The following is a 19,977-nucleotide window of genomic DNA, read 5'->3' on the forward strand; positions in this document are numbered from 1 at the left end:
TTTACTAGATTGGATACTTATCAAAATATTGCTTTCGCTTTAGGAATGACTCTGTGAAATTTGCATTTATCATTGACCCGATCGCCCGCCTAGATCCTGGTCACGACACCAGCGTGGCGTTAATGGAAGCTGCCCAAGTATTGGGGCATGAGGTTTGGATTACTCAGGTCAATTCGCTTGCAGTTAGCGATGGCAAAGCATCGGCATTGCTTCAGTCGGTGCAGCTTACACCAGTCACTTTAGTAGAGGGACTGTGGGTCGCGGCAACGCCTTGGTTTGAAGTAGGTAAACTGGAACGACGACTGCTAGAAGAAATGGATGCCGTTTTCATGCGAACCGATCCGCCCGTCACGGTGCCCTATCTCTATGCGACTTACATTTTAGATTATGTCGATCCGGCAAAAACCCTGGTGATCAATGCGCCCCAAGGCATTCGAGCAGCCAATGAGAAAATGTATGCGCTGCAATTCACTCACGCGATTCCTGAAACCATCGTGAGTCAGGATAAGCAGGTAATTCGGGAATTTTTGGAGCGCCAGGGAGCCGCCATTATCAAGCCGTTGGGCGGCAAGGCAGGGGAAGGAATTTTGTTTCTTGACCCCGGCGATCGCAACTTCAATTCCTTAGTGGAAATCAGCACCTTTCAAGGTCAGGTGCCTGTGATGGTGCAAACCTACTTGCCAGAAGCCAAACTGGGAGACAAGCGGATTATTTTGTTGAACGGCGAACCGATTGGAGCCGTTAACCGCATTCCCACCGGAAAAGAGTTTCGCGGCAATATGGCAGTGGGCGGCAGAGTTGCCCAAACTGAGATTACCGATCGCGAATTAGACATTTGCACTCAGCTTGCACCCACCCTGCGCCGCGATGGACTGCTCTTTGTGGGAATCGATATTATCGGCGGCTACCTGACCGAAGTGAATGTGACCAGCCCCACAGGCATTCGAGAAATCGATCGCCTCGACAATCTCCGCTTAGGACAGCAAGTAGTTGAGTGGATTGGCAAAAGACCCTAAGCTACAATCAGGCAAGCTTCACCGTATCTTTACAGATCACCTTAGAATTTCGTTGTCTTGAATACATCGTAGATATACTGAGACTTCGACAATCAGCATATCTATCGTGCCGATTTGAAAACTTCATGATCAACTCATTCAAAGCTTCTGTTGCATTCAGTGTTTTTACGATCCTAGGCATCACTTCAACGTCAGCAAACGCGGCTCTTCTCGTTGGTAACAGCGCCAGCGATCGCATTATTCGTTTTGATGAGACTACCGGAACTTTCTTAGGAGACTTTACCAGTCCCGGAAGTAACGGATTAGAAGATCCAGACGATCTCACCTTTGGACCCGATGGCAATTTATATGTCAGTGTGGGAGGCGACAGTGGCGGCAATTTATTTGATCCCCTTTATCCCACTAATTCTGCTGTGCTGCGGTTTAGTCCCTACGGGCAATATTTAGGCGTGGCAGCATCGGGCAATGGGCTAACTCGTCCCTATGGCAACGCCTTTGGACCCGATGGCAACCTATATGTCAGTAGTTTCCGTAGCAATCAAATCCTTAAATTTGATGGGACAACGGGCAATTTTTTAAGTGTTTTTGCGTCTGATAACAATGGCGGCTTGGGCAGCCTTAATGGGTTGAATGGTCCGAATGGGCTGCTGTTTGCACCTGATGGCAGTTTATATGTCACCACGGAAGGTACAGTCAATCAGCCGACTGGGGATCTGGGATTTCTCTATGCCAGTCAAGTTCTGCGTTATAGCCCAGAGCAAGTCTTGGGGGTAGCACCGACCACTACGCCCACCGTCTTTATTGATCAACCCGCACTCTTGCCCGAATCACCCGGATTTATCAGCCTTTTGGGATTGGCGATCGCGCCCGATGCTCAAAGTCTTTATGTGAGTGATTTTGCGGGTGGTATTCGCCAGTATGACTTTGCAGGAACTCTTTTGAGCATTCTGTCCACCAATTACACCGGCACCACTCCCAGCAAAAACTTCGTTGGTAGCCTGACGTTTGGTACGGATAGCAACAGCCTGTACGCGATCGGGTTCGATACCCGTAACCAAAACATTGGCTCAATTCTGGCATTTGACCAAGCTCAAGGAAGCGCCTCTGTTTTCTCAGGGGATTTATTTACTGATGGCAGCTTGCTCCGTCCCATCGGCATCACAGCGGTTCCGGCGGAAGCAGTTCCCGAACCTGCAACCATTCTGGGGGCACTATTGGGCTTGGGTGGACTTCGTGCCCTCAAACGCCGACTGAAAACCAGTCAGGGTGCATAGATCTCCGTGACAGTCAGCGAATGCGGAGTCTGGTGTGCAAAGCGGAAAAAACTACAGATGTTTTTCCGCTTGCCTAAAATAGAACCTGAAACCCGACCCCTGAAACCTGAAACCAAAAAATATCTTGATGAAGATACGTTGAAACTCTTTATCCTATGGGCACAATTAGTGCGGTTTACCCCGCAGGATGCCAAGATAGTAGCGTCCTCACCGAATGGATTGGTTTCCTCGTAATTCATGCCTCCATCTCCTAACCTTGCCGAACAAGTCGTTCTAATCACAGGTGCTTCTACCGGAATTGGTGCTGCCCTCGCGCAGGTTTTATCCCAGCAATATCCAGGCATTCGATTAGTTTTAGCGGCTCGTAGCCTCGAAAAACTTGATGCAGTAGCCGCCCTATGCCATAAATTTGGTGCAGAAACGCTAACCGTTGCCACGGATCTAACGCAGCTTGATCAAGTTCAAGCGCTTGCAAAAGTTGCATTAGAGCGTTTTGGTCAGGTGGATGCACTGGTCAATAATGCAGGGTATGGACAAATGGGCGTTTTAGAACTGGTGCCGCCTGAAGCAGCCCGTCGTCAGTTTGAGGTAAATGTGTTAGGTCCGTTGACGCTGATTCAAGCGCTGATCCCGGCAATGCGCGATCGCGGCGGCGGCAAAATTATCAACATCAGTTCCATCGGTGGCAGAACCGCCTTTCCGTTTGGAGGGCTTTATAGCGCTTCCAAATTTGCCCTCGAAGCCCTTAGTGATACTCTGCGAATGGAGCTACAGGCTTTTAACATTCAGGTGAGTGTGATTGAACCGGGTCCCGTCAGCACAAATTTTTTTGAAGTGGTGAGGCAAGAGATTACGAAAATATTTCCCAACCCAGAAGCTACGCCCTATCATGCAGCTTTTCTAAAAATGGAGGCGCTAGAGAAGCAAACAAGCGCTAACGCTTGGACTTCGGAGCAAGTGGCAGGAGTGATTATCAAAGCACTCAATACCCGTCGTCCTCAGCCGCGCTATGTGGCAGCCACGGGAGGTCGGTTTTTATTGTTTTTCCTAACGAAGGTGCTGTCTACTCGAACTGTAGATCGCTTCTGGCAGCATTTCTATGGGCTTGATTTGGTTGCGGAGGATTGGAAGCGATCGCACCAATGATTGGATTTTGCTGTGAGGCTGATTGATCGGTGAATGCTGGTGAAGCGGGTTCAAAAGATCACAAATGACTCGATTTCCACAACTCATTGAACGATCTCATGATGAAAGTGTAGGGTGCAACATTACAGCATATTTCAGTTCAATAGGCTGTCTTATCTACCAATTACATAGTCCACTTACACAAGTTGAGCTAGCGCCGTGGTTGAATCTAACGAAAACCCTAATCAAGTAACAATATTGGATCACGCCTGCTCTATTCGGATTCCGCCCGTTTTTACGGTCAAAAAAGCAGTGGAGTTTAAGCAGATCTTTCAAGAAGTTTGTCAAAATAATCCTGATTTAACGCGGATTGCGCTGGACTTCAGTGAAACCAAGTTTATGGACAGCAGCGGTATTGGTTCCCTCGTTGCCAGCCGCAAAATGGCGCAAAAAACAGGATTTAATCTTGTGTTACAAAATGTGCCGCCACAAGTGATGTCAGCCCTAGCGTTGGCTGATTTAGATAAATTTTTTGTGATTGAACAGGGGGTGCCATCGGTCTTTTCCTCTAGCTCCATGACAGATTCTCAGTCTGCTGCTTCATCTCCAAACTCAATGCAGGGTTCGGCTGAGAATACTCCAGGTCGGTTAATGCCCCAGCGTCTCAGAAATATGGTGAAAGCGGATGAGCAGCCGTTTATTACTCATCCTTCTGTCAAATCGGTGCCCAAGCGGATGATTGATATTGTGGGTTCCATGATTGGGCTACTGATTACGGGTGTGCTAATTATTCCGATCGCGATCGCCATAAAGCTCGACAGCCCTGGCCCCCTGTTTTTTGGGCAAGTCCGCTGCTCTCAAATGGGCAAGCGCTTCAAAATGTGGAAGTTTCGGTCAATGGGGACCGATGCCGAAGCCAAGAAGCACTTGGTTCAAAATGATGCCGAAGGCGCAATCTTTAAGGCGAAAAACGATCCTCGGATTACCCGCGTCGGTCGAATTTTGCGAAAAACCAGCCTAGACGAACTGCCCCAATTTTGGAACGTACTCAAGGGTGAAATGAGCTTGGTGGGCACCCGTCCGCCGACTCCAGATGAAGTGGAAAAATATGAGATTCCTCAGTGGCAGCGGTTGGATATTAAACCCGGCATGACGGGAGAATGGCAAGTAAACGGGCGATCGTCCGTGAAAAACTTTGAAGACATCGTGCAGCTTGACCTGAAATATCAGGAAAACTGGAGCCTAAAATACGATCTAGAGCTAATTGTCAAGACCGTTCTGGTTATCTTCAATAAAAAATCCGGCGCAATGTAGTTTTCTTGTAAGATGCTTGTTCTGGTTTGTGCTACAAGGAAGGAAAATTTCGAGATTTTTGTTTAGTTTCACGGTTAGCCATTACACTTAACACGACTTCTTGCCCTTCTCTAAACCCTAAACCTAACAGGCTGTGTATATTAAGCGCCTGGAACTTTCTAACTTCAAATCTTTCGGCGGCAAGGTGACCATTCCCTTACTGCCGGGGTTCACCGTGGTTTCCGGTCCAAACGGGTCAGGTAAATCTAATTTGATTGATGGATTGCTGTTTTGTTTAGGATTAGCAGGCTCTAAGGGAATGCGGGCGGAACGGCTCCCCGACCTCGTAAACCAGACTCAAAGCACACGCAATCGTTCCACCGTAGAAGCCAGCGTCACCGTCACTTTTGACCTGAGCGATGAGCCACTATCGGTGGATGACCAAATTGAGCAATCGGTGAATGCGGATGGTTCAATGGCGATTGAGTCCGATTCATTGAATGGTGCGGAGCTTAACGAACAGACTGAGCATGGCGCAAAGGGTAACGGGAACGGGCATCAAGCCGCCGCACGAGAATGGAGCGTCACCCGTAAGCTGAGGGTGACCCAACAGGGCACCTACACCTCAAACTATTACATCAATGGCGAACCCTGCACGCTCACCGAACTGCACGACTCCTTAAATCGGCTGCGGGTTTATCCTGAAGGCTACAACGTCGTGCTGCAAGGGGATGTGACGCGAATTATTTCGATGAACTCGCGAGAGCGCCGGGAAATTATTGATGAACTGGCAGGTGTGGCAGCGTTCGATCGCAAAATTGTCCAGGCGCGAGAAAAACTGAATGCTGTCAAAGATCGGGAAGACAAATATCACATCGTTGAGCGAGAACTGATTGACCAGCGCGATCGCCTTGCCCAAGACCGAATTAAGGCTGAAAAATATCAAAAGCTCAGGCAAGAGCTACAGCGCAAAGAACAATGGGATGCGGTGATTCAATATCGCCAATCGACCCGTGCCGTGCTGCAACTGCAACTGCAGCTTAGCAGCGACGAACGGGCGATCGCCGATCTGACTGACCAACTGGCGCTCCTTGCCAGTGAAATTCAGCAATCCACCGCCGCGCTCGACCAACTCAACGTCCGTGTCAAAGCCTTAGGCGAAGAAGAACTGCTGGCATTACAGGCGACTTTGGCAACTCGCGAAGCCGAATTGCGCCAGTTGCAGCGGCAAGAGCAAGAGTTGCAAACGTCTAGCCGCGAGTTGACCGTGAATTTGAGCCGCGCGCAGCAAGAACTACAAGAGCAGCAGCAACAGTTGAATGGTTTGACTCAAGAGCAGAAAATATTAGAGACGCGGGATTTTGTGACGTTGAAGGCAGAGCGCGATCGCGCCCACCAACAGCTAAACCACAGCCGCGAAGTCGCTAGTGCCAGTGCTGCCAGTGCCGAAGCCTGGGTGCAAGAGCAAACAAATCTGCGGCATCAAATTGATGCAATTTTGGCGATTCTAGACCCGCAACGCACGGAGCAAGCCCAACTGCAAGAGCGCATCCACCGATTAGAGCGCCAGATACAAGAGCAAACCCAAAACCAGCAAACTTTAGAACAGCAGATTGCCGCCCAAAAGACTCAGCAAGTTACGGTCGAAACTCAACTCGTGGCGGCTCAACAACAGGTGCAATCCCTAGCGCAAGGATTGGCAAATGCCGAGCAAGAAGTGCAAATTCAACGAGAAACCCGCGATCGCCTGCTCAATGAACAACGGGAAAAACAGCGCCGCCTCGATAAGCTAGAAGCCCAAACTCAGGCGCTCCAAGAAGCCCAAGGCACCCACGCCACCCAGTTGATTCTGCAAATGAACTTGACCGGCGTTTGCGGCTTAGTTGCCCAACTGGGACGGGTGGAACCCCGCTATCGACTGGCGCTAGAAACTGCGGCGGGTGCCCGACTGGGAAATCTGGTCGTGGACGATGATGGCGTTGCTGCCGCCGCCATTGAACTGCTGAAACAGCGCAAAGCCGGACGCGCGACCTTCTTGCCACTGAATAAAATTCAAGCGGGGAGATCGCCCAATCGGGGGACATTGCGATCGATCGCTGGCTGCATTGGCTATGCCCTCGACCTGATTGAATTTGACGATCGCTATCGCGATGTCTTTGCCTATGTCTTCGGCTCCACCGTTGTGTTTGAAACCCTCAGCGATGCTCGTCGTCATCTAGGCGATTACCGGATTGTGACAATTACCGGCGACCTGCTGGAATCTTCTGGAGCCATGACCGGAGGCAGTAGCAACACTCGCTCATCTCTCCACTTTGGCACCATGGATGCGGATGACTCCGATGAAGTGAGAGCGTTGCGCGATCGCCTCCAGGAAATCGATCGCATCCTGATTCACTGCGACAACAGCATTCACCGCGCCACGGATCTGGTTCGAGAGCGAACTCAAGCCCTGACCGAACACCGTCAGCAGCACCGGGAAATCGAGATTCAAAAAAACCAATTGACTAAAGACCTGCAAACCCTAGAAGCCAACGTTGCTCACCTGCACGATCAGCACACCCATCAAACCCAAGAATTCACCACCGCCCGAACCCGCTTACAGGCTTTAGAAGCCGCGATCCCCGTTCAATCAACCCAGTTAAACCAATTACGGCAAACCCTGACTGAGTTAGAGCAATCCCACACCCACAGCGAATGGCAACAAATTCAAACAACTCTGCGATCGCAAGAAGCCGACCTCAGCCAAAAAGAACTGGCACTGCGAACCGTCGAACAACGCCTGCGCGATTTAGATACCCAATTCCAGCGTTTAGCCGAGAAAATTGCTCAGTCTCAGGAGCGTTTACAGGAGTATCGCACCCAGCAAACCGCCCAGCTCCAGCAGCAATCCGCGCTCAGCACTCAGCAGTCCACCATTAACGACCAGATTACCGAGGCACGATCGACCCAAGTTTCCCTGGAAAAACGACTAGGAGCCGAAAAAGGCCAACGAGACAGCGCCGAACGGCACCTGCGCGATCGCCAATTGCAGCAGCAACAGCGAGAATGGGATCGGCAAAAGGTTCAGGAAACTCAGCAAACCCGCCGGGAACAACTCATCGCTTTGCAAGAGCAAGTCCAGGCTCAGCACGCTAACCTGCCCGATCCCCTGCCCGAAGTACCCGAAGACATCGGCTTAGAACAACTCCAGCAAGAACTGCGATCGCTGCAAAAGCGCCTCCAGTCGATGGAACCCGTCAACATGTTGGCATTAGAAGAATACGATCGCACCCAAGCCCGACTGGATGAACTGACCGAAAAACTCCGCACCTTAGAAGAAGAACGCACTGAACTCTTGCTCCGTATTGAAAACTTCACCACCCTTCGACAACGCGCCTTCAAAGAAGCTTTTGATGCCGTCAACGAAAACTTTCAATCCATTTTTGCCATCCTCTCCGATGGCGACGGACATCTGCAACTGGATGATTCCACCGATCCGTTTAACGGGGGCTTAAACTTAGTTGCCCATCCCAAAGGCAAACCTATTCAGCGGCTTGCGTCCATGTCCGGCGGCGAAAAATCCCTCACCGCTCTCAGCTTTATCTTCGCCCTCCAGCGCTACCGTCCCTCCCCGTTTTACGCCTTCGATGAGGTGGATATGTTTCTTGATGGGGCAAATGTAGAGCGATTAGCTAGAATGATCAAACAGCAATCCCAGCAGGCGCAGTTTATTGTCGTGAGTCTTCGTCGTCCTATGATTGAATCTGCCCAGCGTCAAATTGGTGTGACCCAAGCTCGTGGTGCGTTCACCCAAGTTTTAGGAATTGACCTAGTTCCACAAAGAGCCTCTTTGTGATTTGATGTAACATCTAACATGACTCGCGGATTAGGATTCGGGAAAAAATAAATGGCATCTGAAGCAATTCGCCAACGCTCTGACATTCTGGGTACGTTAGTGGTCACTCGCGATAGTGGAAAAAAGCTTGGCGTAGTCAGTCAACTTTGGGTCGATATTGATCAGCGCGAAGTTGTAGCGCTGAGTCTTCGTCCTAATCTGCTCTATGGCACTCCTCAACCGATGCTGCTAACTAGCATTCGGCAAATTGGTGATGTCATTCTGGTAGACGATGAAGATGTGATCGAAGACATTGATACAGAAATTTACAGCAGCTTAATTAACTCTGAAGTGATTACAGAAAGCGGCGAACTACTAGGGAAAGTACGTGGCTTCAAATTTGATGTAGACGACGGCAAAGTTACGTCTTTAATCATCGCGTCTATTGGTCTGCCTTTAATTCCCGATCAAGTCGTTAGCACCTATGAACTGCCGATTGAAGAAATTGTTAGCAGTGGACCCGATCGCCTAATCGTGTTTGAAGGCTCGGAAGACCGCCTAATCCAGCTATCAGTGGGCGTATTAGAGCGGTTAGGGATTGGTAGCCCACCTTGGGAACAAGACGACGACGATGGCTACATTGCCCCAATGCGGTCTGAGAATCAACTGGGAACCGGATTACGAACCCCCGTGAATGCTCAACTGCGGCAGCGGGAGCCTGTGGTTCAAGAAACCTGGGATGACGATAATTGGGGAGAGCCAGAACCCCGCCAGATTCGTCAGCAAGAGCGTCGTGCAGAACCGCTTTATTACGATGACGAGGAGGATGACGGCGATAATTGGAGTGAGAAAACTGCGGGCGATCGCTACGAGCGTGAACCCCAAGCTTCAATCCAACCCTACAGCGAAGGGGACTACGACGACGATTATGATGATCAGTACGATGCGCCATTCGACGATTTAGAAGAAGATGCTTGGGCAGATCAACAAGAGAGTAGCTACAATGCCCCTCGCGTTAATATTCCCGAAAAAGCAAAAACCCCTGAATATGAAGAGGAAGGCTACTAACAATAATGATGCATCCACATACAGAACTTCGATTCATTGACGAATCCATCGGTTATGGTGTGTTTGCAACTCAATTCATCCCAAAAGGCACTATTACCTGGATTTTGGATGAACTCGATCAGAGATTTGACGAAGCTTACGTCATGTCTTTAGATTTACTACTGCGCGATCGCCTGCTTAAATATTGCTTTCGCGACGAACATGGGCAATACATTTTGTGCTGGGATATTGCCCGCTACGTCAATCACAGTTTCAATTCAACCCTAATCGCCACCCCCTATAAATTTGAGCTTGCCGCCAGAGATATTCTTCCCGGCGACGAAATCACAGACGACTACGGCTACTTCAACCTAGATCAACCCTTCTACTGCTTGCCTGAGCCAAACACCACCCGCACCAAGGTCATGCCCGATGACATGCTGCACTACTATCCAGAATGGGATCGCCAAGCTTCAGAAGCAATGCAATACTTCAACCGAGTAGAGCAACCCCTCAAGCACTTGATTGATCCCGTCCATGATGCAAAAGTCAATGCGATCGCAGCGGGAAAAGAAGCGATCGATTCCATCCTCACCTGCTACTATCAAACCCCCAACTTGTTGAAAGAAGAAAAAAGAAAGAAAAAAGAAGAAAGGATAAATATCCTCTGACCCTAGTCACATCAATTTTGTGCCCATCGAGCTAAAACAGAGTAATTTGTAAGAAATCCTTTTTAAGCTGGGCATATTGGTTCAGCGTAGTCATAGGCGGCAGTACCGCTATGCTCAATCCAAGAGTTTCCTTATGCAGACTACTCCCCCACCCAACTCAACCGAGTCTGCCCCTCCTCGCCGCAGTTCCAATTTTGCCATGCTGCGATCGGTCGGATCACGCCTATTTCTCTCCGTGGTGGGTGGCTCCTTAATTGGCTTATTGGGCACTACTTATTGGTCATATCGGGAACTCACCCGGCAATCTGAAAACGAGTTGCTCTCCAATCTTCAGGTAAAAGCTGAAAGTTTAGAAGGCTCATTCAATACTGTTGAATACACTACTAAAACCGTTGCCGATGCATTACAAAGCCTCTACGGGGCGGGTGAACGGCGTGAACAGGTCTATGTAGACTTGATGCGGCGATCGCTAAAAACCTCTCCAGTGGGGACAGGGCTAGGATTCGGGCAACCTCCCACGAGCCGCTTAATCCTGCCAGATCGTCAATTTGCCTACCCCTATGCCGTACGGGATAAAAGCGGTCAAATCACTTCCAAGGGCGGAGAAAGCGATCCGGGTGATTATCAAAAGCGGTACTTTACCGAGCCGATCGCCGCTGGTAAACCCGTTTGGTTAGAGCCAGAATCCTACCTGGAAACAACGCTAAATCCACCTCAGCAACTCGTTAGCACTGCCTATTCTCTCCCCTTCTATACAGACACGCAGAAACTTCTTGGAGTATTAAGCCAAGATTTAGAATTGGGCTTCTTAAGTCAAAAGCTCAACGTGCCTGCTATGCGAAATGCAGGCTACTTTGTTTTGGTTAGTGCGAAAGGCAACCTGCTCGCCTATCCCCCCAATCCTCAAAAAGCCTTGGCTCTCACGCCCTTTCCTCAAATTAGTAACTATCAGGGACTATGGGAAAAAATCCAAACGAATTTAACAGCTGATGAAAAAACGGGCGTACTACGCTGGAAAAATGCCGACGGCAAATCAGAATTTTGGGCGTATCAGCAAATTCCCAATAACAATTGGATTTTAATGGCACAGGTGCCGGAATCAGTAGTGTTGGGACCTGTTTGGCGATTTCTAGCAGCCGGAATTTTAGGAGCCGTCATTGGGGCTTCTTTGGTTCAAGGAGTCGTTGTGTTTTTGTTTGTGCGGCGGTTAAATCAGCGGTTGCAGCCGATTATGGATGAGTGCAATCGCTTGGCGGAAATGAATGCGAAGAGTGAAGAACTGATGAGCCGGGAAGATGAATTAGGACGGCTAACGATTTCTTTTTATGCCTTGCTGGGTCAGGTGACCGTGAACGAGCGGCGGTTGCGGAAGGAAACTGCAAAATCGGCTCAGGCGCTTCAAGCTCTGCAACAAACTCAGGCGCAACTGATTCAAACGGAGAAAATGTCTAGCTTGGGGCAATTGGTGGCGGGGGTTGCCCACGAAATTAACAATCCGATTAACTTCATTTATGGCAATTTGCCTCACGCTTCAGAGTATGCCCAAGATTTGATGAATCTGGTCAAACTGTACGATGAGACCTACACGAATCCTAACCCAGCGATCGCCAGCTACCAACAAGCCATTGACCTAGACTTTTTGATGGAAGATCTACCAAAAATGCTGGAGTCTATGAGCATTGGAGCCGATCGCATTCGAGAAATTGTGTTGTCTCTGCGAAACTTCTCGCGGTTAGACGAAGCCGAAATGAAGCGGGTAAATGTGCATGAAGGTATCGATAGCACCCTGCTAATTTTGCAAAATCGACTGAAAGGCACCGCCGGACAGATCCCGATTGAAGTGGTCAAAGACTACGGAGAACTACCGCTCGTTGAATGCTATGTCGGGCAGTTAAATCAAGTGTTTATGAACATTTTAAGCAACGCGATCGATGCTTTGGATTACTATAACCAGCAGCGATCGCGGGAAGAAATTACTGCCAGCCCGTCAATCATCGCCATCCATACTGAAGTAATTCCTAAAGAGAACTCTGACGCTGCGTCAACTTCCGCACTCCGCTCCGTTCCTAAATCAGTGCTAATCAGCATTCGCGACAATGGATCTGGCATTCCGGCTGCCAACCAATCTCGCCTGTTTGACCCATTTTTTACGACAAAACCGATTGGTAAAGGAACCGGATTGGGCTTGTCAATCAGCTATCAAATCGTGGTCGAAAAACATCGCGGAATGCTCAAATGCATTTCGGAACCCGGAAAAGGCGCAGAATTTCGGATCGAGATTCCGGTATTACAAGAAAATGATGAATAGTTGAGAAGGCTGAGGATGCTTTTTTCCGGATAGTGTAAATCGTAATCGAGTACAATCGAATGATTTTTTACTACAGAAAAAGCGTGAAACGTAAACAGTTTGTCCAGACCGCGATCGCCAGTGCCGCTACCGGTTCAGCCCTGGTTGCTTGTCGAGCCAATACAGGTGCATCCACTGCGAGTGCCTCTTTGCCCACGATTAACTGGCAAATGGCGACGAGTTGGCCAATCGCCTTGGATACTATTTTCGGCGGTGCCAAAACATTTTGCGATCGCGTGGCGGCAATCACTGGAGGCAAATTTAAGATAACTCCGCGTGCAGCCGGTGAACTAGCGCCGCCCCTAGAAGTGCTAAATGTCGTGTCCCAAGGTGCCGTCCCCTGTGGTCATACGGCTGGCTATTATTACGTGGGTAAAAGCCCTGCTGCTGCATTTGGCACCACACTACCCTTTGGCTTAAACGCTCAACAGCAAAACGCTTGGTTGTATGAAGCAGGGGGACTAAAAACGCTGCAAGCTCTGTATGCGCGAAAGTTTGGCGTGATCCAGTTTCCTGCCGGCAATACGGGGGTGCAGATGGGCGGCTGGTTCCGCAAGGAAATCTCGAAGGTGAGCGACCTACAAGGGTTAAAGATGCGAATTCCTGGATTGGGGGGGCAGGTCATGGGCAAACTGGGCGTGACGGTGCAGACTTTACCCGGTGGGGAAATTTTCCAGGCATTGCAAACAGGGGCGATCGATGCGGCGGAGTGGGTGGGTCCCTACGACGACGAAAAGTTAGGACTGCACAAAGTTGCCAAATTTTATTATTACCCTGGCTGGTGGGAACCGGGTCCGACGTTGGAGGTGCAAATTAACCTGAATGAATGGAAAAAACTGCCCGTCGAATATCAAGCAGCGATTCAAGCCGCCGCCTTTGAAGCCAATATCATGATGCTGGCTCGGTATGATGCCCGAAATAATGAAGCACTCCAACGCTTGCTCCAAGACGGTGTTACTTTGCGACCCTACAGCAATGAGATCTTGGCGGCAGCGGAAAAAGCATCATTTGAGTTGTATGACGAATTTTCTGCCAAAGATGCGGATTTCAAAAGTATCTTTGCAGAATGGAAGCCGTTCCGCGATCGCATCTATGCCTGGAACACCATCAACGAAGGCAGTTTTGCCCGACACAGTTATGCCAACCTCAAGCTATAGCCTCAAACTATAAAATTGGCTGTGCAGACAGATCAACTAGCCAGCGAACGGTTTGGGGAAAGCTGATCACCAAGAGCAATATCACCACCTGCAAAACCATAAAAGGCAGCGCACTTTTGTGAATATCAACCGTGCTGACTTCCTTTGGGGCAACACTTTGCAAATAGAACAGAGAAAACCCGACGGGCGGGGAGATGAAAGCGGTTTGCAAATTAATCGCCATCACCACCCCAAACCACACCATATCCAGTCCTAGCTGTTGGGCGGCAGGCACTAACAGGGGCATGGCGATAAAGCAAATTTCGATAAACTCCAAAAAAACACCCAGAATAAAAATCACAATATTACTCACAATCAGAAAGGCAATCTTGCCACCCGGCAAATTGACCAACAGATTGGTAATTAGGGTTTTGCCGCCCAATCCATCAAAAACAATGCTAAAAAACGCCGAGCAAAACAAAATCATCAACACCACCGATGACACCACTGCCGTGGAGTGAGCCGCCGATTTAATTAATGCCCAATTGAGTTTCCGATTCAGCGCCGCCAGCCCACAGGCTCCCACCGCTCCCACTGCGCCTGCCTCCGTCGGCGTGGCAATGCCAAAGAAGATGCTGCCTAACACGGCAAAAATCAGCAGTAAAGGAGGAATGACCGCTTTTATCACCCGTTGCACCAGTGCCATTCCAGTGATTTGTCGAGCTTCTAGGGGCAGTGCAGGCGCGACATTCGGTTTGAGAAATGCGAGTCCCAACACATACAGGGCATAAGATGCCGATAGCATCAATCCTGGAATCAACGCCCCCAAGAAGAGATCACCCACCGATACACCCAACTGATCGCTTAAGACGAGCAGCACCAGACTGGGAGGCAGGAGTTGTGCCAAGGTGCCCGATGCGATGATCACCCCCGCCGCCAGTTGTTTGTCATAGCCATAGCGCAGCATTACTGGTAGTGCCAGCATTCCCATGACGATCACCGTAGCGGCGACAACGCCTGTGGTGGCTGCCAACAAGGTGCCGACAAAAATCACCGCCAGCGCGACCCCACCCCGCAGCGATCCTAGGACAATTCCGATCGTTTCCAGCAGATCTTCTGCCAGCCCCGATTTTTCTAAGACTGCCCCCAAAAACACAAAAAAGGGAATTGCCAACAGCGTGAAGTTGGACATGGTGCCAAACCAATTGTTCGACAATAGCAACAGCCGACTCGGATCGAACGCGCCCACCAGCCAGCCGATCGCCCCAAAAATGATCGCTGTCCCTGCAAACGAAAATGCCACCGGGTAGCCCGTCATTAGGATCAAAAAAAAGCCAACAAACATCGCGATCGCTAACCATTCAAAGCCCATAGTTTTCCTGCTCAAAAGTGATGTTTCGCGGTGTTAGATCATTCAAAGGATTGGAGCCAATTCGATCTATGCGTCCTATTCAATCGGCAATTGTTTGGCATCTTCCTGCAAGATGTGGACACCGTGCGTGTATCCCTTCAAAATCGCCAGATACTTAATCGCTTGGGACATCGCCTGAGCCAGTAACAGGGTGAAGCCAACAATTAGCATGGTTTTGATCGGCGCTCGTGGCAACCCATCAGCATCCGGGGATACTTCCCAACTGCCCAAAGTGCCATCCGGCAAAACTCCCCAAGACTGCAAAACAGGATTGGTACTCACCCAAATTCCCAACACACAAAAGGGAATCAGAAAAAAGACGGTGCCCAGAAAATCGACTAGCGCTTGTCGTTTTTCACTCCAACGGGCATAGAGAAAATCAACTCGGACATTAGCGCCCTGTTTAAGAATGTAGGCAAAACCCAGCAAAAACATTAATGAAAACAAATACCATTGCAGTTCGATTAATGCGTTGGACGATAGTTTGAGTCCAATTAGCCGTCCAATGTAGCGGGCAACGACGTTATAGAACCCAACTGCGATCGTCAGAATCACCATCCACGCACTAAAGCCACCGAGAACGTCCGTGACGCGATCGATAGCTTGAGAAAGTTTAAGGAGGGCACGGATATGAGAAGGCTTGATAAAGGTATGCAAGACTAAGTGCTTCTATAGAGCCTACAAGTTTTGCACACGATAATATCATGTCAGTTCAACGGGGAAGGCGATCGCTCTCAATCGCTCTAAACAATTAAGACAGTTAAGCGATCGCTTTTTAGTTGATTCAGTTATTGTCCAACCGGAGCAGGGGAGGACTCTGGGATCCGCTGTTCTGGCGCTGGCTGGGCTGCTGGAGCAACTGGTGCGGCGGGTGCTTGCGGAGCTACAGGGTTGGGGATCGTCACATTCACATTAGGAGCCGGAGCCGCAGATTGTTGAGGAACGGGAACGATGCGATCGCGTTCAATAATGCGTTCTTTCACTTGAGGCGAAGGGCTGCTTACTGGGTTAGGCGTAATGATAGTCGTATTAGTAGGTCTTTGGTTATTCAAGAAATAATAGGCAGCAGCCCCCAGACCCACTAAGGCAGTTAGCAACATACCTAACATTAATCCGCCAAAGGCATTACTATCTTCGCGATCGCGCTGGGCAGCTTCGGAGGTGCGCTGTTCAGCAAGTCGGCTTTGAGTATCAATATTTTGAGGAGGTACGGAGGTAGAGGGGCGATCGTTGGGCTGCGGGGTATTAAAGTTTGTCATAGTCAATGGCTCAGAACTCAGTCACTTCACGATACTGGTATTTCTTATCACTCCGCCTGTACCCATAAAGCGATTTCAACTCGTCCGAAAGATAGAGTTACGTAGAGCGCATCCGTAATTTTCCACATCTGTCTTCTGGACGATTGAGATTTGAAATAAGAGCGTGATACGGTTCGTATAAACCAATGTGAAGAAATACAACAGTACCTTCACGAGAATATATTCCGTGTGAATGCACCGAGACTCCGTGTGAATACACCGAATTAAATTTTAGAAATTTTAGTTGGACTGACTCTACTACGTAGTGTGTTCGCAGTTTGAAGCTCTGTCAAAAATTTAGGATTATGCACTGGACTGTTGCCGCACCATTTTTTACGCCAAAATCACATCCGACTGCCGTATGGTTGGATAATTTTATTCCAGGCAATCGTCACTTTTTTACTAAGATCTTTCGCCAAGACACTTTGGCAGAGCAAAGCTGGCATCATCGCACCTCTCGCACCACTCAGACTAAAGAATGGCTGGGCTACTGGCAGCAAAGTGGGTTTGCTTGGCAATCTACTACAGGCGGAGTGATTACCGTATTTCCTCAGCTTGCTAGCATGGTGGGTTTAAGAAAACGCTTCTCTCGGAAAGACGTGCCGCTCATTGCTTGGTGTTTCAACCTAGGAACCCTGTATCCCAATCTAAAACAGGCACTTTCTCGAGCAGCGCTTAAAGACGTAGATAAGTTTGTGGTTCACTCCCGGCGAGAGTGCGAAACCCTTAGCGATTGGCTAGGAATGCCTCAAGAAAATTTTGAGTTTGTTCCTCTTCAGCGATCGCCCATTCCAATTCTAGAAACAGAAGATATCGAGAATCCATTTATCTTGGCAATGGGGTCTGCGAATCGAGATTATCAAACCTTTTTTGATGCTGTGGAGCCACTTGGGATACGCACCGTGGTTGTCGCAGGTCATCATGCTCTCAGTCATCTCAAAATTCCTGACAACGTAAAAATTATCTCAGGACTCACAACGGAGGAATGCTATCGTCTGGCTCAAAAAGCCAGGTTGAACGTGATTCCCTTAAAAGATACTGCCACGGCTGCGGGGCAAGTAACTTTAGTTGAAAATATGCGAATGAGCCGCCCCGTGATCGCAACGCACTGTGTTGGCACTGAAGACTACATCCAGCATGGAAAAACAGGACTATTAGTCAAACCCTATTCCACGAGTGCGCTCGTGGATTCTATCGCTCAGCTATGGTCTGATTCCGTCTTTCGCAATGGTCTAGCAAAGCAGGCTGGCACTTATGCCGCAGCAAATTTCTCAGATGAAATCACTGGGTCGCGCTTAGGTAAAATTTTGGATGAATTTTGAAGCGATCGCCCTCAACACTCGCTTGGCATCTCACTCAGCGATCGAAGCACGCACTCTATCGCTGGGATATACTGATCAATCCTGCCAACATGCCGCTTTATTGTTTGATGCGTAAGTGACCTAGGCATTGGAATTACAGTGGCAAAGTCCCCTTGATTATTTCAACCCCACAACTTGTCACACACCACATTTCTCGACAAGCTTTATAGTAGGAAAGCTCACTAATTTGTCAGACCTATGGAACCAAAATCAACTGCCTCCCACTCAGCGGCGGAATCTTTCTCAATGGATGACTTTGCCAAAGCTTTGGAGAACTATGATTATGGATTTAAGAGCGGACAAACGGTATCCGGCAAAGCCATCAGCTATGAAACTGACGGCATTTATATCGACATTGGCGCAAAATCCCTAGCCTTTCTCTCTGCGGATGAAGCGAGTTTGCGAGATATTCGCGATCCAGAAATGATTTTGCCCATTGGAGAATCACGCGACTTTTTGATCATCCGCGAACAGGATGCCGATGGACAGGTGACGCTCTCGCTCAAGCAGCTAGAAATTCGGCAGATGTGGGAACACATGGCAGAGTTGCAAGACAGCACCCAAAGCATGTCTGTTAAGGTAACGGGTGTTAACAAAGGCGGCGTGACGGTAGATGTGCAAGGATTGCGCGGCTTTATTCCGCGATCGCATCTGCTAGAGCGCGATGACCTAGAATCTCTCGTGGGCACCACCCTCACCGCCAATATCTTAGAAATCAATCAGGAAAAGGGGAAACTGGTTCTTTCTAATCGATTAGCAACTCGCTCCGCTGCGGTTAGCCAGTTTGAAATTGGGCAACTTATAGAAGGCAAAATCAGCGGTATTAAACCATTTGGTGTGTTTGTCGATCTGGGCGGCACCAGCGGCTTGCTGCACATCAACCAAATCAGCAAAAACTATGTAGAATCCCTGCCAAATCTGTTTCAAGTCGGGCAAATCATCAAAGCGATGATCGCCGACTTGGACGAAGCAAAGGGCAGAATTTCCCTTTCTACCAAAGTGTTAGAAAACTACCCTGGTGAAATGCTGGAAAAAATGGCAGATGTGATGGCAGAAGCTGAAAACCGCCAGGAGAAAGCTCTCAAGCTGTTAATGAATGGGTAAGCGCAAAATTGTCGAAAGACGAGAAAACGCGGTGGGGGAAGACACGATGACACGGAAATCTGGAATGGCATCCAAACCTTCCTATCGTTCCGGTTGAACGGTTGCCGACTAACTTTGCCACAACGTTGTTAGGTTCGCGTCTGCCCCACTTTCGGATTTCTACGCCCGTGAAAGACTGCGGTTACTATCACTCGACTAGATACGATACGGTAGTAGATGATATAGGGAAAGCGTCGTACTACGGCTCGCCGAACATCACGATAAACAGTAGGGTAAGACTCTGGCATCTGGCAGATTCGATCTAAAGCCTCGTCAACCTGCTCTAGAAAATCGTCGCCTAGCCCTAATTCTTGACTTTCATACCAACTGTACGCTTCATCAAGTTCTTTACGAACTTCTGGGCGGAACACCAGTACATAATTCATCTTCGTGCTTTAACCGAAGCTTTAACTTCTTCCCAAGTCAGCACGTTGTCAGGATTCGCTTCATAATCGTCAATTCGACGATCTAGTTCCTGTTTCTGAAAGTCTGTAAGGTCGAGATAGTCTTGTTCTGCTGCAATACTGTCTAAGATGGCTTGCACGAGGCGAATGCGATCTTGAATACTGAGTGTAATGATCTGATTTAAGGTGGTTGTGATGTCCATACAGCGACCCAAAATGCCAGAGGCGTAGCTATTACATCTTAAATGTAACGGACAGGGTTCTGCCCCACAAACTGAACCGCACAATTAATGATGTGCCCATCTAAAAACTTTATAACGAGCCTACCATCCCCTGATCTATAACTAGCGCTTTGGTCAAATATACCTTCAATCATTTGCGTGCCACCAAAGTTCACAACTTGAATATGAGTAATCTCTTGAACCTTGTCTTCTGCTACAACCCAAGCCGCAGATTCAGACTTGGCAAGTAGATCCAGCAAATTATCGTTTGTTCGGACTTGAAGTGTTAGCCTTTCCATGATGATTTGTAAAGTGATATAACGGCAAAATGCAACCGTGGCAAGCAACATCAGCAACCCCAGCAGCACTTTTGTCCGTCCCCTGCTATGACTTGCTAGCTTGACGACGCTAGAACA

The 19,977-nt window shown here is 48.9% G+C and carries 18 protein-coding genes; 12 read left to right on the plus strand and 6 right to left on the minus strand.

Translation table 11 applies throughout. From position 1 onward, the window contains the following. Positions 1 to 53 precede the first annotated feature (53 nt). The 9 genes from gshB (at position 54) to AC1S5B_RS00710 (ending at position 13,744) form a co-directional block, all read left to right on the plus strand. Entirely contained in the window at positions 54 to 1,016 is a 963-nt protein-coding gene (gshB, locus tag AC1S5B_RS00670; protein WP_482033795.1) for a glutathione synthase, read from the plus strand. A 125-nt stretch (positions 1,017 to 1,141) separates the two neighbouring features. Beyond that, on the plus strand, positions 1,142 to 2,290 hold the full coding sequence (locus AC1S5B_RS00675; protein ID WP_482033796.1) for a PEP-CTERM sorting domain-containing protein: 1,149 nt from the start codon (positions 1,142 to 1,144) through the stop codon (positions 2,288 to 2,290). A 237-nt stretch (positions 2,291 to 2,527) separates the two neighbouring features. Further along, positions 2,528 to 3,436, plus strand: coding sequence for an SDR family NAD(P)-dependent oxidoreductase (locus AC1S5B_RS00680; RefSeq protein ID WP_482033797.1), 909 nt, complete (start codon positions 2,528 to 2,530; stop codon positions 3,434 to 3,436). A 198-nt stretch (positions 3,437 to 3,634) separates the two neighbouring features. Further along, complete coding sequence (locus tag AC1S5B_RS00685) at positions 3,635 to 4,729, plus strand: sugar transferase (protein WP_482033798.1); 1,095 nt, start codon at positions 3,635 to 3,637, stop codon at positions 4,727 to 4,729. Positions 4,730 to 4,862: 133 nt separating this feature from the next. Then, on the plus strand, positions 4,863 to 8,543 hold the full coding sequence (gene smc / locus AC1S5B_RS00690; RefSeq protein WP_482033799.1) for a chromosome segregation protein SMC: 3,681 nt from the start codon (positions 4,863 to 4,865) through the stop codon (positions 8,541 to 8,543). Between the two features lie 51 nt (positions 8,544 to 8,594). Continuing rightward, entirely contained in the window at positions 8,595 to 9,590 is a 996-nt protein-coding gene (locus AC1S5B_RS00695) for a PRC-barrel domain-containing protein (protein ID WP_482033800.1), read from the plus strand. Between the two features lie 5 nt (positions 9,591 to 9,595). Beyond that, on the plus strand, positions 9,596 to 10,240 hold the full coding sequence (locus tag AC1S5B_RS00700; protein WP_482033801.1) for an SET domain-containing protein: 645 nt from the start codon (positions 9,596 to 9,598) through the stop codon (positions 10,238 to 10,240). A gap of 133 nt (positions 10,241 to 10,373) precedes the next feature. Beyond that, the gene (locus tag AC1S5B_RS00705) at positions 10,374 to 12,548 is read left to right on the plus strand and encodes an ATP-binding protein (protein ID WP_482033802.1); all 2,175 of its coding nucleotides are present in this window, start codon (positions 10,374 to 10,376) and stop codon (positions 12,546 to 12,548) included. An 83-nt stretch (positions 12,549 to 12,631) separates the two neighbouring features. After that, positions 12,632 to 13,744, plus strand: coding sequence for a TRAP transporter substrate-binding protein (locus tag AC1S5B_RS00710; RefSeq protein ID WP_482033803.1), 1,113 nt, complete (start codon positions 12,632 to 12,634; stop codon positions 13,742 to 13,744). 7 nt (positions 13,745 to 13,751) lie between these two features. On the opposite strand, the gene AC1S5B_RS00715 is transcribed toward AC1S5B_RS00710, so the two are convergent. From AC1S5B_RS00715 to AC1S5B_RS00725, 3 genes are all read right to left on the minus strand, one after another. After that, complete coding sequence (locus AC1S5B_RS00715; protein WP_482033804.1) at positions 13,752 to 15,095, minus strand: TRAP transporter large permease; 1,344 nt, start codon at positions 15,093 to 15,095, stop codon at positions 13,752 to 13,754. A gap of 75 nt (positions 15,096 to 15,170) precedes the next feature. Then, complete coding sequence (locus AC1S5B_RS00720; protein ID WP_482033805.1) at positions 15,171 to 15,791, minus strand: TRAP transporter small permease subunit; 621 nt, start codon at positions 15,789 to 15,791, stop codon at positions 15,171 to 15,173. A gap of 131 nt (positions 15,792 to 15,922) precedes the next feature. Beyond that, positions 15,923 to 16,393 carry a hypothetical protein gene (locus tag AC1S5B_RS00725; RefSeq protein ID WP_482033806.1) on the minus strand — a complete coding sequence of 157 codons (471 nt, stop codon included), beginning with the start codon at positions 16,391 to 16,393 and terminating at the stop codon, positions 15,923 to 15,925. Between the two features lie 344 nt (positions 16,394 to 16,737). On the opposite strand from AC1S5B_RS00725, the gene AC1S5B_RS00730 reads away from it, so the two are divergent. The 3 genes from AC1S5B_RS00730 to AC1S5B_RS00740 all read left to right on the plus strand — a co-directional run bounded on the left by AC1S5B_RS00730 (position 16,738) and on the right by AC1S5B_RS00740 (position 18,897). Beyond that, on the plus strand, positions 16,738 to 17,754 hold the full coding sequence (locus tag AC1S5B_RS00730) for a glycosyltransferase (protein ID WP_482033807.1): 1,017 nt from the start codon (positions 16,738 to 16,740) through the stop codon (positions 17,752 to 17,754). Then, positions 17,744 to 17,869, plus strand: coding sequence for a hypothetical protein (locus AC1S5B_RS00735; RefSeq protein WP_482033808.1), 126 nt, complete (start codon positions 17,744 to 17,746; stop codon positions 17,867 to 17,869). Before AC1S5B_RS00730 ends, AC1S5B_RS00735 begins: the two co-directional genes overlap by 11 nt. Positions 17,870 to 17,991: 122 nt before the next feature. After that, complete coding sequence (locus AC1S5B_RS00740; protein WP_482033809.1) at positions 17,992 to 18,897, plus strand: S1 RNA-binding domain-containing protein; 906 nt, start codon at positions 17,992 to 17,994, stop codon at positions 18,895 to 18,897. Positions 18,898 to 19,025: 128 nt separating this feature from the next. Here the strand turns inward: AC1S5B_RS00740 and AC1S5B_RS00745 are convergent, their stop codons facing one another. The 3 genes from AC1S5B_RS00745 to AC1S5B_RS00755 are packed head-to-tail and all read right to left on the minus strand — an operon-like array spanning position 19,026 to position 19,929. Further along, on the minus strand, positions 19,026 to 19,322 hold the full coding sequence (locus tag AC1S5B_RS00745; protein ID WP_482033810.1) for a type II toxin-antitoxin system RelE/ParE family toxin: 297 nt from the start codon (positions 19,320 to 19,322) through the stop codon (positions 19,026 to 19,028). Beyond that, on the minus strand, positions 19,319 to 19,543 hold the full coding sequence (locus AC1S5B_RS00750; RefSeq protein ID WP_482033811.1) for an addiction module protein: 225 nt from the start codon (positions 19,541 to 19,543) through the stop codon (positions 19,319 to 19,321). The genes AC1S5B_RS00745 and AC1S5B_RS00750 overlap by 4 nt, the downstream gene beginning before the upstream one ends. A gap of 38 nt (positions 19,544 to 19,581) precedes the next feature. Further along, on the minus strand, positions 19,582 to 19,929 hold the full coding sequence (locus tag AC1S5B_RS00755) for a hypothetical protein (RefSeq protein WP_482033812.1): 348 nt from the start codon (positions 19,927 to 19,929) through the stop codon (positions 19,582 to 19,584). Between the last annotated feature and the right edge of the window lie 48 nt (positions 19,930 to 19,977).

Source organism: Leptolyngbya sp. CALU 1928 (assembly GCF_056784215.1).

Coding starts and splice junctions, on each gene's coding strand:
- AC1S5B_RS00675 (WP_482033796.1), top strand. CDS start 1,142: ATGATCAACTCATTCAAAGCTTCTGTTGCATTCAGTGTTTTTACGATC.
- AC1S5B_RS00680 (WP_482033797.1), top strand. CDS start 2,528: ATGCCTCCATCTCCTAACCTTGCCGAACAAGTCGTTCTAATCACAGGT.
- AC1S5B_RS00695 (WP_482033800.1), top strand. CDS start 8,595: ATGGCATCTGAAGCAATTCGCCAACGCTCTGACATTCTGGGTACGTTA.
- AC1S5B_RS00700 (WP_482033801.1), top strand. CDS start 9,596: ATGATGCATCCACATACAGAACTTCGATTCATTGACGAATCCATCGGT.
- AC1S5B_RS00705 (WP_482033802.1), top strand. CDS start 10,374: ATGCAGACTACTCCCCCACCCAACTCAACCGAGTCTGCCCCTCCTCGC.
- AC1S5B_RS00715 (WP_482033804.1), bottom strand. CDS start 15,095: ATGGGCTTTGAATGGTTAGCGATCGCGATGTTTGTTGGCTTTTTTTTG.
- AC1S5B_RS00725 (WP_482033806.1), bottom strand. CDS start 16,393: ATGACAAACTTTAATACCCCGCAGCCCAACGATCGCCCCTCTACCTCC.
- AC1S5B_RS00730 (WP_482033807.1), top strand. CDS start 16,738: ATGCACTGGACTGTTGCCGCACCATTTTTTACGCCAAAATCACATCCG.
- AC1S5B_RS00735 (WP_482033808.1), top strand. CDS start 17,744: ATGAATTTTGAAGCGATCGCCCTCAACACTCGCTTGGCATCTCACTCA.
- AC1S5B_RS00740 (WP_482033809.1), top strand. CDS start 17,992: ATGGAACCAAAATCAACTGCCTCCCACTCAGCGGCGGAATCTTTCTCA.
- AC1S5B_RS00745 (WP_482033810.1), bottom strand. CDS start 19,322: ATGAATTATGTACTGGTGTTCCGCCCAGAAGTTCGTAAAGAACTTGAT.
- AC1S5B_RS00750 (WP_482033811.1), bottom strand. CDS start 19,543: ATGGACATCACAACCACCTTAAATCAGATCATTACACTCAGTATTCAA.